The sequence below is a fragment of the Sphingobacterium psychroaquaticum genome (genome assembly GCF_900177625.1).
Taxonomy (GTDB): Bacteria; Bacteroidota; Bacteroidia; order Sphingobacteriales; family Sphingobacteriaceae; genus Sphingobacterium; species Sphingobacterium psychroaquaticum.
Window position 1 is genome coordinate 115,383 of record NZ_FXAU01000007.1, and the last position, 13,761, is coordinate 129,143.

The 13,761-nt window shown below is 42.5% G+C and carries 9 protein-coding genes and 3 tRNA genes; 11 read left to right on the forward strand and 1 reads right to left on the reverse strand.

What is annotated here, in order from left to right; all coding sequences use genetic code 11:
• Positions 1-82 precede the first annotated feature (82 nt).
• The 9 genes from B9Y69_RS16310 to B9Y69_RS16350 all read left to right on the forward strand — a co-directional run bounded on the left by B9Y69_RS16310 (position 83) and on the right by B9Y69_RS16350 (position 10,231).
• A complete protein-coding gene (locus tag B9Y69_RS16310) occupies positions 83-1,954 on the forward strand; it encodes an outer membrane protein assembly factor BamB family protein (RefSeq protein WP_085474053.1) in 1,872 nt (623 codons plus the stop codon).
• Complete coding sequence (locus B9Y69_RS16315; RefSeq protein ID WP_200811822.1) at positions 1,947-4,421, forward strand: bifunctional glycoside hydrolase family 9 protein/polysaccharide deacetylase; 2,475 nt, start codon at positions 1,947-1,949, stop codon at positions 4,419-4,421. Before B9Y69_RS16310 ends, B9Y69_RS16315 begins: the two co-directional genes overlap by 8 nt.
• 71 nt (positions 4,422-4,492) lie before the next feature.
• Entirely contained in the window at positions 4,493-5,305 is an 813-nt protein-coding gene (gene murQ / locus B9Y69_RS16320; RefSeq protein WP_085474054.1) for an N-acetylmuramic acid 6-phosphate etherase, read from the forward strand.
• A 23-nt stretch (positions 5,306-5,328) separates the two neighbouring features.
• Complete coding sequence (locus tag B9Y69_RS16325; RefSeq protein ID WP_085474055.1) at positions 5,329-6,822, forward strand: sodium:solute symporter; 1,494 nt, start codon at positions 5,329-5,331, stop codon at positions 6,820-6,822.
• A 107-nt stretch (positions 6,823-6,929) separates the two neighbouring features.
• Positions 6,930-7,745, forward strand: a complete 816-nt coding sequence (locus B9Y69_RS16330; protein ID WP_085474056.1) for a purine-nucleoside phosphorylase — start codon at positions 6,930-6,932, stop codon at positions 7,743-7,745.
• A gap of 53 nt (positions 7,746-7,798) precedes the next feature.
• Positions 7,799-9,784 (forward strand): putative porin, encoded by a 1,986-nt coding sequence (locus B9Y69_RS16335; protein ID WP_085474057.1) that lies wholly within the window; start codon positions 7,799-7,801, stop codon positions 9,782-9,784.
• Positions 9,785-9,907: 123 nt separating this feature from the next.
• Positions 9,908-9,982, forward strand: a tRNA-Val gene (locus tag B9Y69_RS16340).
• 10 nt (positions 9,983-9,992) lie between these two features.
• Positions 9,993-10,067, forward strand: a tRNA-Val gene (locus B9Y69_RS16345).
• An 89-nt stretch (positions 10,068-10,156) separates the two neighbouring features.
• Positions 10,157-10,231, forward strand: a tRNA-Val gene (locus B9Y69_RS16350).
• Between the two features lie 65 nt (positions 10,232-10,296).
• Here B9Y69_RS16350 and B9Y69_RS16355 read toward each other — a convergent pair.
• On the reverse strand, positions 10,297-10,758 hold the full coding sequence (locus B9Y69_RS16355) for an Lrp/AsnC family transcriptional regulator (protein WP_134430068.1): 462 nt from the start codon (positions 10,756-10,758) through the stop codon (positions 10,297-10,299).
• A gap of 150 nt (positions 10,759-10,908) precedes the next feature.
• Between B9Y69_RS16355 and B9Y69_RS16360 the strand changes: the two genes are divergently transcribed.
• Entirely contained in the window at positions 10,909-11,964 is a 1,056-nt protein-coding gene (locus B9Y69_RS16360; protein WP_085474059.1) for a PLP-dependent cysteine synthase family protein, read from the forward strand.
• A gap of 23 nt (positions 11,965-11,987) precedes the next feature.
• Positions 11,988-13,685: a protein-disulfide reductase DsbD family protein gene (locus tag B9Y69_RS16365; protein WP_085474060.1), complete on the forward strand. Its 1,698-nt coding sequence runs from the start codon at positions 11,988-11,990 to the stop codon at positions 13,683-13,685.
• The last annotated feature ends 76 nt before the right edge of the window (positions 13,686-13,761 follow it).

A 13,761-nucleotide genomic window follows, 5' to 3' on the forward strand; every position in this document is an offset into this window, starting at 1 on the left:
TGTGGTATTGAACATGGGGAAGATAATCTTTGACAGAGTTTCTTCCCCATGTTGCTTTATATAATAATTAATTCTTTCGACAATGTTTTTGAGATATTCTTTTCTTTTTCTACTTTTTACGGCGTTTTCGCTCTCGCTCTCCGCGCAGCAAACCTTTAAGTTTGCGCAGGTAACCGATACCCACGTTGGCGGAGCAACTGGAGCTGATGACCTGCGGCGAACCGTCAAAGACCTAAACACACAAAAAGATATCGACTTCGTGATCCTCTCAGGCGACGTCACCGAATTCGGTTCCGATCTCGAACTCGCATTGGCCAAGCAGATCTTGGATAGTCTAAAATTACCCTTATACGTAATTCCTGGAAATCACGATAGCAACTGGTCTGAGAGTGGCGCCAATTCTTTCCGCAAAGTATTCGGTAGCGAGATGTTTTTCTTTAAGCATAAAGGCTACCAATTTATGGGAACCACTTCGGGCCCGAATATGCGGATGAGCCCCGGACAGATTCCACGTGAAAACCTCGTTTGGATGGATTCTGTCTTCCAAGCCAACCCCGATAAAGAAACACCCCTTATATATATAAACCACTATCCACAAGATTCCTCACTAAACAATTGGTACGAAGCGATCGATCGTTTAAAAGGACGCAATGTACAACTTGCGCTTTGCGGACATGGGCATGCCAACAAGCTCTACAATTGGGAAGGAATTCCAGGCGTGATGGGGCGCTCCAACCTTCGAGCAAAAGACTCGATCGGCGGATACAACATTATCACGATAGGCAACGGTATGGCACACTATGAGGTACGCAGACCACTCGCTATAACCGAGGCCAGCTGGTTGGAAGTGCCGCTTATCAATCACCGGTTCGACCTACAGAAAGTAAGCTACAAGCGTCCTGATTTCTCCGTAAACCAACGCTACAATAATAAAGTACAGGTTGCCTGGACCTTTCAAGACAATAGTGACCTGGGAGCCGGTTTTGCGAAATACGGAAACCTATTGATTACCGGAAATACCACCGGAGCGGTTTATGCCCTCGATGTACAAACTGGAAAGAAAATATGGACCTATAAAACAGGCGGGAAAGTATATGCCACACCGGCTGTGTGGAAGACCACTGTTGTGGTAGGCTCTTCCGATGGAAACATCTATGGCTTGGACGCAAAAACAGGTAAACTTAATTGGAAATTGCAAACTGCAAAAGCTGTTTTGGGAAGCACAACGATCGACAGCGATGGGATCGCCTTTATTGGCGCTTCAGACGGACAGTTTAGAGCGATCGATGTGAAGACAGGCAAACTGCGCTGGTCTTTCGATAAGCTAAAAGGCTTCGTTTCGACGAAACCAACTTTGTATAAAGAAAAGGTGATTTTTGGTGATTGGGGCAACGGTTTCTATGCGTTGGATCGTAAATCTGGGCAGCTGTTATGGGAGTGGAATAACGGACATGCAAATCGGATGTTTTCGGCGGCGGCCTGCTACCCGGTGGTCAGCAACAACCGCGTGTTTCTTGTCGCACCAGACCGTTTTATGACCTGTCTCGATGTGGAAACAGGAGAGGTGATTTGGCGCGAAAAGAAAGACCCTATCCGTGTTCGTGAGTCAATGGGCTTGTCGAAGGACGGTCAATATGTATACGTTAAAACCATGGACGGAAACCTACTGGGTGTATCCACTAAAGCGGATAGTATGGAGGTCGCTTGGAAATCAGCTTTACAGCTTCCTTATGAGCTTACGCCATCCGCTATTGAAACCAATGGTAAGCAGGTTTTTGTGCCGAGTCACTCGGGATTGGTTTCTGGTATTAATGCTAAAAGTGGAGCGGTCTCCTGGCAATATAAATTATCAAATGCGATGATAAACCCTATATTTGTTTTAGATGCTAACCATGTAGTTGTCTCAACAATGGATGGGGTGATTGCAAAAATTCATCTGTTATCCAATGAATAAGATGAGACTTTGTGCCCTATTTCTTCTCGTGCTGACGAGCTTATCAGGCGTAGCGCAGGATACCTGGATTCGGGTTAATCAATTGGGGTATAAATCTGCGGGGAAAAAGGTTGCCGTGTGGGCAAGTAAGACCGATAAGAAGGTTTCCTCGTTTACGCTGAAAGATAAAAAGACAAACAAAGTTGTCTATAAGGGTAAATCCTCGAAAGCCTTTGGGGCATACGGCCCTTTCGTGCAGTCTTATCGGTTAGACTTCTCTGCTTTCCTGAAACCGGGACGGTATATCGTAGAGGTTGATGGTGTGGCGTCTCCTGAAATACGAATCGGGGAAGATGTCTATAATGGTACGGCTGATTTTACGCTACGCTATATGCGCCAGCAACGTACGCTTTTCAATCCTTTTCTGAAGGATAGTTGCCATACGCACGACGGGTTTACGCTCTACGGTGCATCGGCAGGGCTGAAAGATAGTACGCAGATTGATGTCGGTGGCGGCTGGCATGATGCGTCCGACTACTTGCAATATGCGACAACATCTGCCAATGCGACGTATCACCTTTTGGCGGCGTATCGAGATTTTCCTAATGTGTTTACCGATTATAAACAAGCGAATGGCTTGGATGGATCCAATGGGATTAAGGATGTGTTGGACGAGGCGAAGTGGGGACTGGATTGGTTGGTCAAGATGCACCCGCAGCCGCACATCATGTTCAATCAAATTGCTGACGATAGAGACCATGCGTCCATGCGGATGCCGGGGGAAGATCCTTTCTACGGACGGGGTTACGAAAGACCGGTTTATTTTATTGACGGAAAGCCGCAACAGCGGGGCAAGTTCCTGAACAATACAACGGGTACGAGTTCTACAGCTGCGAAGTTTGTGAGTGCCTTTAATCTAGGGGCTCAACTTTTTGCGTCGAAGAATGTGGATTACAGTCAATTACTTCAGCAAAAGGCGGAAACAGCTTTCTCCTTTGCGCATCAGAAATTAGGGGTTACGCAGACGGTGTCTGTCAAGTCGCCTTATATTTATGCGGAAGATAATTGGGTGGATGATATGGAGCTTGCCTACGCCACGATGTATGGTCGCAATAAGGATCAAAAATATGTGGATGGCGCCTTGAAGTATGCACGAGAAGAATCTATTACGCCCTGGTTAGTGAAAGATACCGCAAATCATTACCAATATTATCCCTTCATTAATCTCGGTCACTACGAGTTGGCGAAGCAGCTTGATGGAGCGAAACGGGAAGAGATTATTGCGTATTATAAAGAAGGGATTGAACAGGTATGGGGACGTGCGCAACAAAATGCATTCTATAGGGGCGTGCCTTTTATTTGGTGCAGTAACAACCTGACGGTTTCTTTTGCAATTCAATGTGTATGGTACGCAGAGCTCACAAAAGATAAACAATACGAAGAGTTGATGCAAGCTAATATCGATTGGTTGTTCGGTGTAAATCCATGGGGAACGAGTATGGTTTATGGTTTACCAGCTTGGGGCGATACGCCCGTAGATCCACATTCCGCTTTTACACACCTGCATAATTATCCCATCGATGGAGGTTTAGTTGATGGTCCTGTATATACCAGTATTTTCAATAACCTCATCGGCATCCGTCTGAATGAGGAGGATGAGTATAAAAATTTTCAGAGTGACCTCGTGGTGTATCATGATGATTATGGCGATTACAGTAGTAATGAGCCAACGATGGATGGCACGGCATCACTGATTTACTTGTTGGCATCCCAAGAGCAGCAGGAGACACGGAAGAAGGACCGCTATGGCGTATTGGTGCAAGGCGATACCACGGCGAGAAAAGTGAGTCTCGTTTTCACAGGACACGATTTAAATGATGGGAAAGATGTTATTGCTGAGGTATTGCGAAAGAATAAAGTGGAAGCTAGTTTTTTCTTTACAGGCGATTTTCTGCGAAATCCAGAAAACCAGCTTTTCTTGAATGCTATTAAAAGCAAGCATTATATCGGTCCGCATTCCGATAAACACTTGCTGTATGCACCTTGGGAGAAGCGCGATAGTACGATTATCTCACGTGAAAATTTTTTGAAAGATTTAGAAGATAATTATCGAGCTTTGCAAGCTGTAGGGATTAAGAAGGACAATGCGCTCTTCTTTATGCCTGCTTACGAGTGGTATAATGATGATGTTGTCCGCTGGGCTAGCACTTTGGGGCTATATACCGTGAACTATACACCAGGACTGCGCACTGCTGCGGATTATACATTTCCGGGAATGGGAAATAAGTATATGAGTTCGGAAGCAATTTTAGAACAATTATATAACCGAGCCGACCTTAAAAACCTAAATGGTCACATAATTTTGGTTCATCTAGGCGTTGATGAAAGACGTGCAGACAAGCTGTATAATCGCTTGCCTGAGCTGATAAATGGCCTTAAAAAACGAGGGTATTCCTTCGTGAAAATAAATGAGTTATTGGCGCAATAAAATGCTGCGTGTTTGTGCATGTTTTTGATTAAAATTTGCATATTTGTATAATAGAAGTTTTTATTTGTGATATGATAAGAGTAACTGAAAAGGAGTCGAATTACCAGGATTTAGATAAAATGTCTGTCAAAGAACTTTTGACAAACATTAATCAAGAGGATAAAACAGTTCCCAATGCTGTAGAGCAAGCTATACCACAGCTGGAGCGTTTGGTTGAGGTGACCGTAGAGAAGATGAAAAAGGGCGGTCGGCTATTTTACATTGGTGCGGGAACGAGTGGACGTCTTGGAATTCTTGATGCATCAGAATGCCCACCTACTTTTGGTGTTCCTTTTGATTGGGTTATTGGATTAATTGCTGGAGGGGATACGGCGATCCGTAAAGCGGTTGAGTTTGCTGAAGATGATATGGAGCAAGCTTGGAAAGATCTGGAAGAGTTTGGGGTGCATGAAAATGATGTAATCGTTGGTATCGCAGCTTCTGGAACAACGCCGTATGTAATTGGTGGGTTAGAGCGCGCTAATCAAGAAGGCTTGGCAACGGGATGTATCGTATGTAATGATGGTTCTCCAATTGCAGCTGTTGCACAATATCCGGTAGAGGTGGTTGTGGGGCCTGAATTTGTGACGGGGTCTACACGGATGAAATCAGGGACTGCACAGAAATTGGTGCTGAATATGTTAAGCACGTCTGTAATGATTCAATTAGGGCGAGTGAAAGGTAATAAGATGGTGGATATGCAGCTGTCCAATATTAAATTGGTAGCACGTGGTGTGCGTATGGTGATGGATGAAACAGGGGCAGATGAAGAAACAGCATCAGCATTATTGGAAGAGTTCGGTAACGTACGGAAAGCTATTGAGAACTATCAGCATAATAAATAGTCAATATAAACTAATCTAAATATATGTCTCCATTTATATTATTGACATTTCTAGTGGTCTACTTCGGGGTATTACTAGCGGTGTCTTATTTTACATCTAAAGGTACGTCGGATAACTCGACCTTCTTCGTCGCAAACAGAAACTCAAAGTGGTATATGGTTGCTTTCGGAATGATTGGAACAGCGCTTTCCGGGGTGACATTTATCTCCGTACCGGGTGCGGTTGGTGTTTCCAATTTCAGCTATTTCCAGTTTGTACTGGGTAATGCATTAGGTTTTCTCGTGATTGCTTATGTGTTATTGCCGTTGTATTATCGTATGAATCTAACCTCTATCTATACATATTTAGAGGAACGTCTGGGGCATAAAAGCTATAAAACAGGAGCGATGATTTTTTTGGTATCACGTACCATTGGATCGGCGTTCAGACTTTATTTGGTCACTATTATCCTTCAGAAATTTATTTTTGACGCTTGGAATGTTCCGTTTGGTGTAACTGTAGCGGGATGTTTGCTATTGATCTGGATGTATACCAATAAGGGTGGGTTGAAAACCATTATTATTACGGATACGTTACAAACGTTCTGTTTGTTGTTCGCCGTGATTCTATCCATTTATTTTATGGCGGACGGCCTTGGTGTTTCGGTTCTCGAAGCTTTTGAAAAGGTGAAAGATAGTACCTATTCACAGATTGTCGTATGGGAAAATTTGCTTGGGGATAAGAATCATTTTTGGAAACATGTCATTGGTGGAGCTTTTGTAACTATAGCGATGACGGGACTTGACCAAGATTTAATGCAGAAGAACTTAAGTATGAAGACGATCGGTGAGGCGCAGAAAAACATGCTGACTTTTACCAGTATCTTCGTCGTGATTAACTTGTTCTTCTTAGCGGTAGGTGCCTTGTTGTATATTTTTGTTGCGGAGAAAGGAATTGATATTTCTGCATTACGCACACCAGATTACCTTTACCCAGAGATTGCATTGAACCATTTATCGGTATCTGCGGGAATTATCTTTATGATGGGATTAACGGCTGCAACTTTTGCAACGACAGACTCGGCATTAACGGCATTGACAACATCGTACTGTGTTGACTTCTTGAATTTTAATAAAAAGGAAGACCCGAATGATCCTGCTTTGGTTAAACAACGTAATATCGTGCATTTTGCATTTTCAGTGATCATGTTAGTGGTTATTTTGATATTTCGTTTATTGAATAACGACTCTGTTGTAACAGCTATTTTCACGGCGGCTAGTTATACCTATGGTCCACTTCTTGGGTTATTTGCTTTTGGTATCTTGACGAAATATAAGGTGAATGATAACTTGGTGCCTTACTTCTGTATCTTGTCACCAATCATCTTGTTCCTTTTAAATACGTATGTCATTGTACCACATACCAGCTATCGTATTGGGTTTGAGTTGATCGTTTATAACGCATTGATCACAATCTTGATGTTGTGGTTTACCTCGCCGGGCAAATTGGATAAAGACGCGAAAGCAGCGAGTTTGTAAGCTCAGTTCGCTTAATTATACAAAACCTTCATTACGTCAGTGCGGTTAACGAGCTGATGCAATGAAGGTTTTTTTTTGTAAGTTTGAGTAAACAGATTTTTCTACAGATGTATCATTTAATTGAAGAGACCCTAGAATTTATTCGTCGTAAGGTAGGCGATTTTACGCCAGAATTTGGTATCGTCCTCGGGACAGGCTTAGGTAAGTTAGTTGACGAGATTGAGGTGGAGCATCAGCTGATGTACTCCAATATTCCCAATTTCCCAATTTCTACCGTGGAGTTTCATACAGGGAAGTTGATTTTTGGTTTACTTAATGGCCGGCGTGTGGTGGCCATGCAAGGGCGTCTACATTACTATGAGGGCTATAGTATGCAGGAAATCACGTTTCCTATTCGTGTGATGAAAGGTTTAGGAATCCAGAAGCTTTTTGTGTCGAATGCGTCTGGTTCGCTAAACTCCAGTATATTAAAGGGAGATATCGGTATCATTGAGGATCATATCAATCTGCTGCCGGATAATCCGCTGCGGGGTCCAAATGACGATGACTTTGGTCCGCGTTTTCCGGATATGAGCCAACCGTATAATCGGAAAATGATTGAGCAGGCGAGTGATATTGCGATGGAGCTGGATGTACGCGCACATAAAGTGGTGTATGTGGCGGCGCCAGGGCCGAATTTGGAAACAAAAGCAGAGTATCGTTATATGCAAATTATTGGAGGTGATATTGTGGGGATGAGTACGGTTCCGGAGGTAATTGTTGCCAATCATATGAGCCTGCCTGTATTTGCGATTTCGGTCATCACAGATGAGGGTTTCCATAACGACTTGCAGCCTGTATCCTTGGCGGAGATTGTTGCTGTTGCAGCTGCTGCGGAACCGAAGATGACAAAGATTCTAAAAGAATTGATAGCCTTGCAATAAATGTGATTTTTAGACGTACTTTTGTTGTTATTTACGTGAATATATAGGCATTGATGAACAGGTATCTTAGACTGCTGTCCCTTTTTTTTGTTTTTAGTATATATAGTCTATCCTATGTTTCGGCGCAGGTAGAAGAAGAGTTTAGCAGCGCGCTGGATTCGGCGCGGGCTAAGGAGGATAATAAGAAGGATTCTGTTGTTTTTACAGCTAAATATGTGCGTTATGCTACGCTCCCTATGTTAAAACAATTTACGCATACGGTGCAGATTGATACATCGCATATTAATTTTCAGTACTACAACAAGCAGAATTTACCGTGGAATCCGAGTATTAACCTTGGGGCATATGGTCTTGCTACGCGAGACCTTCTTTTTAATCCAAACAAGAGTATTGGTTTCCAGTCGGGCTTTCATGCCTTGGAGCGAAATCTATTATTGAGTGATAGCATTCAGTATTTTCGTGCACGGGCTCGTTATTCGGAGTTGTATGCGGTCGGTTTCTTTTTCGATGATCAGGTGTTTCGTGCGCGATTAGCGCAGAATATTAATCCGCGATGGAATATTGGTGCGGAGTATCATGCAACGAATACGGATGGGTACTATACCAACCAGGATTATAATGAGCGTAAGGCGGCTATTTTTTCTTGGTATGAGTCGGCGAGCCACCGCTATAATATGCTGGTGAATGCGACTTTTAACAACTTAAACAGTCCGGAAAACGGCGCTGTGGTGGAGGAGAATATTTTTAATAATTCGGAAAACAGTTCCAACCTTAGTTATCTAACACGATTACGTGGACGGAATGCAACGAGGCCACATAATAAATGGAGAGATAATGGGGTATTCCTCCGTCAATCTTACTATTTTGGGCGCTTGGACACCGTTAATGTGGGTACACCGCTGATGGAGGTGCATCCAACGAATGCGGTGGCGCACAACTCGTCTATTCGGATGCGCAACTATACGTTCTTTAAAAATGAGGAAGATTTGGAGGGGGCTTTCCCTTTTGGAGACGCGGTGCTGGTAAATGATACGACAAAGATTACGACCGTAACGAATGAGTTTACCTATAGTTTTTATTTGCGTCCCAGAGGAGCCATGAAGAATGAAGCGAAGATAAACTTGGGCTTTCAGAATGATTTGATCTGGTATGCGGATAGTTTGACTTCTGATTTTTATCAGAATAGTATGGTCAAGGGGGAGATTGGGTACAAGTTTAGTGACCGCGTAAATGTTTTGGGGACGGTCAATCAGATTGTGGTAGGTCGGAATGCGGGCGACTTTCTCTATGAAGCTACGGCAGATGTCTTGTTGAGTGAGAATGCAGGAAAGATCAGTCTTGGGGCGTATTCGCAGAATAAGTCCCCGGAGATGGCATTTGACCGTATGAATTATACATATCATCAGTGGGCGAATAATTTTGAGAAAACGAAAACGCAGAATCTTTCTTTTGCATATCTCAATAAGAAGCTGGGTTTTTCGGGTAAAGTGGAGTATTTCCTGATTGACAATTATCTTTACTTTAAGGAGGTTGATAACCCGGATAACGATGAGCTATTGGTTCGTCAAGTAGAACCGGCGCAATATGGTAATCTTAACTTGTTGAAGGTGTCGGTGGGGCAGAATTTTAAATTCGGTCGTTTTCATTTAGACAATATGGTGGTGTACCAAAAGTCGAATGCCGAAGATGTACTGGCGGTTCCGGAGCTGTATACATGGCATAGTTTCTACTATGCAAACGTATTATATAAGGTGGCTGATTTTCGAATTGGTGTCGATGCGCGCTTTAATACGCCTTTCCGCTCACCATCCTATGCTATTAATATAGGGCAGTTCTATAATGATAATGCGCGGATTGAATATTCGACGTATCCAATCATGGATGCATGGGTTACAGCGAATATTAGACGTGTTAATTTGTTCCTTGCTTATAATTTTATGAACCAAATGATATATCCGAAGGGATATTACACGGTTCGTAGGTATCCGATGAACGATGCAAACTTCCGGTTTGGGGTTTCCTGGAAATTTTATGACTAAGGTTAGTAAATTTAATTTATTGTCTGTTAGTCGATTGCTGATTTAGGGTAAAAAAAAAGCATAAATATTTTTGAAGATTAGATTTTAGGCTTATATTTGCACACGCAATAAGCAAAAAGGCATGGAGAATTAGCTCAGCTGGTTCAGAGCATCTGCCTTACAAGCAGAGGGTCACTGGTTCGAATCCAGTATTCTCCACAACAAAAAAGGAGGCTTAGCTCAGCTGGTTCAGAGCATCTGCCTTACAAGCAGAGGGTCACTGGTTCGAATCCAGTAGCCTCCACAGAAAGCATCAAGAAATTGGTGCTTTTTTTATGAAAAATGGTTATCTTTAGAAGGCGTATGAAAATGCGACGACAAAGATCAAAATAGGGGAGTTTAGCTCAGCTGGTTTAGAGCACTACCTCGACAAGGTAGGGGTCACTGGTTCGAACCCAGTAATTCCCACATTTTTTAGCGCGTAAGCTACATGTAGAGACACAAGATATTGTGTCTTTTTTTTTGCCCAACCACTAAATAGGATACGCCGTTTCATTTTTTGTTTCCGATAAGACAAAGTAGGTTTGTACCGTATTTACATGCGGTAGTACCGCTAGTTTATGGCGTAGGAACATGTGGTACCCTTCCATGTCTTTTGTGGCAATACGCAGCATAAAATCGTAGGATCCGGCCATTTGATAGCATTCCATCACTTCAGGGAACTTTGCTACTTCACGTTCAAACTCGTTGAGCACCTCTGCGGTATGTGCCTTTAGGAACACCTGCGAAAAAGAGATCAAGCCAATGCCAACTTTCTTTCGATCTAGAATTGCTACAGTCCGTTGAATGTAGCCGTTCGCTTTTAATTTTTTTACCCTTTCGTGCACAGCTGCAATAGATTTGCTGAGATGGTAAGACAATTCTTTATTGCTTAACGATGCATCCTTCTGTAGAAGGCGGAGAAGTTTGATGTCTGTGTTATCCAGTTCCATAATAAGTTTTCTTGTCGCGAATCAAATTTATATAATTTTATTGTATGTATTATTGTTTAATATCATTATTTCAATAAAATTTATGGAAATTATATGTTGTTGTTGAATATTATCTTGTAATATTCAATTTTTGTGTGTTAATATAGTATTGTTATGCAAGAGATGATAAGTGAGTGTTTGTCACCTAAATTAGATTCAAAGTTTAAGCATTTATGGTGTTTGGTTGGTAACACGCCAATGTTGGAGTTACAGTATACCTATAAAGGTAAGCCTGGCCAGATTTATGTAAAATGTGAGAATTACAATCTTACCGGAAGTATTAAAGATCGTATGGCCTTGTATATTTTATACAAAGCATATATGAATTGTGCAATCCGTCCAACAGATGTTATTGTAGAAGCAACAAGTGGTAACACAGGGATTGCATTCTCTGCTATTGGTAAGGCATTGGGGCATGGCGTGAAGATCATTATGCCGAACTGGTTAAGTAAAGAGCGTATCGACATTATTAAAAGTATGGGCGCCGACATTCAATTGGTCTCTAAAGAAGAGGGCGGTTTCTTGGGTAGTATCCGTATGAGTGAAGAGCAAGCGGCTAAAGGTGGAGTCTTCCTTCCTCGTCAGTTCGAGAATCAATACAATGCGGAAGCGCATGAGTTGACAACAGGTAAAGAAATTATACAGCAGTTAGATAGTATCGGTAAAGTAGCTGATGCTTTCGTTGCAGGTGTTGGAACAGGTGGTACAGTAATGGGCGTTGGAAACAGCTTGAAAAAAGTAAACCCATTTGTTAAGGTGCACCCATTAGAGCCGGCTGAAAGTCCAACATTGACTACCGGTTATAAAGTAGGATCGCACCGTATCCAAGGTATCTCCGATGAATTTATTCCGGCGATCGTCAAATTGAACGATTTAGACCCTGTTATCCAGGCTTCAGATGGCGATTCCATCATTATGGCGCAGAAATTGGCACAACAACTTGGTTTGGCCGTTGGTATCTCTTCAGGAGCGAATGTTATTGGAGCGATTAAGCTGAAAGAAGAGTTAGGCGATGACGCGACAGTGGTAACACTATTATGCGATGACAATAAGAAATACTTAAGTACAGATTTAGTAAAAGAAGAGCCTGTTAAAGACGGATTCATCTCTACAGACGTATCTTTTGAAGGATTTCATCCGATTAGCCGTTTAGCTAGTCCGTTAGTTTAATAGACATATATAACCTAAAGTATATGAAAAGTCTTTTTAAAATTATACTGTTTGTGTGCCTGATGGCTCCGGCAGTTTTGTTTGCGCAAGAGGCAGATAGTTTGGTGTCGTTAGAAGGTGTTGAGTTTACGGAAGAATCAGTCTCTCCAGATACGTTGGCACAAGTTCCTGCGGATCTCGTGTTTAGTGAGAGCGCGCCTGATACAGTATCCAAAGACAGTACAGCTGCTACCAGTGGTGAGATTGCTCCTGCGGGCGGAGGAGAAGAGAAACAGTCCATGTGGGGTATTTTTATTGCGGGCTTATTGGGCGGTTTTGCGGCCTTTATTATGCCGTGTATCTTCCCTATGGTACCATTAACGGTCAGTTTCTTCACCAAAAAGAGTGGTTCACGTGCAAAAGCGATATCGCAAGCGTTACTATATGGCTTGTTTATTATTGTGATTTACGTAGCCTTGGGGATGTTAATCACCATTGTGTTCGGTTCCGATGCGCTTAACGCTTTGTCTACGAACGGTGTCTTTAACTTTATCTTTTTCTTGATATTAGTCATTTTTGCGGCGTCGTTTTTCGGTGCATTTGAAATGACCTTACCAAGTTCTTTCGTCAATAAAATTGATGCGAAATCAGATAAAGGAGGCCTCTTAGGTTTGTTCTTTATGGCCTTCAGTTTGGCGTTGGTTTCATTCTCTTGTACTGGACCAATTATTGGTACACTACTGGTAGAAGCTGCTTCAAAAGGAGAGCGCTTAGGTCCTGCAATCGGGATGTTAGGCTTCTCTATTGCGTTGGCTATTCCGTTTGTAATTTTTGCAGTATTCCCTTCTATGATGAAGGCGATGCCTAAGTCGGGCGGTTGGTTAAACAGTGTGAAAGTTGTCCTTGGTTTCTTGGAGTTAGCATTAGCTTTGAAGTTTCTTTCCAATGTGGATTTGGCTTACCACTGGAACTGGTTGGATAGAGAGGTGTTTTTGGCGTTGTGGATCGTTATCTTTGGTCTGATGGGGCTTTACCTTATCGGAAAGATCAGCTTCTCGCACGATAGTCCTTTGGCTTATATGTCTGTTCCACGCACATTCTTCGCGATTGTAGTTTTTGCTTTTGTAATGTATATGATTCCAGGCATGTGGGGTGCACCATTGAAATCTATTTCTGCATTTCTCCCTCCATCTGCGACGCAGGATTTTGATCTTTCGGTAGCGAATCTGGGTGCAGCACCGGCGGCATCACATGGTACAGGTAAAACGAAGAAATACCATGAAATATTCCACGAGCGTGGTACACCAAAAGGTTTTGATCCTTATTATGATTATGAAGAAGGATTAGCTGCTGCCAAAGAATTGAACAAACCCGTGTTGATCGATTTTACAGGTTGGAATTGTGTGAACTGCCGTAAGATGGAAGCGAACGTATGGACGGATCCAAAGGTTGCGTCGCTTCTACGTGATGAGTTTGTGATGATCGAACTCTTCGTGGATGACAGAACAGAATTGAAACCTGAGGAGCAGTATGTTTCGACTTATTCAGGTAAAAAGATTAATACGATAGGTAAAAAGAATAGTGATTTTCAGGCATCTACATTCAATAGCAATTCACAGCCGTTGTATGCGATCGTAGGTACCGATGGAAAGCTACTTCTTCCGCCTAGTGGCGCAGATTATGATGTAACGAGTTATGCGGCTTACCTGCTGCGAGGGATTGAAGCCTTCAAGAGCAAGTAAACCGTAGTTAAATACGAGTTAATTTTTGTTTAATAGTTTATTGTAAAGTTAAACGGCGACCGCCCTGGTCGCCGTT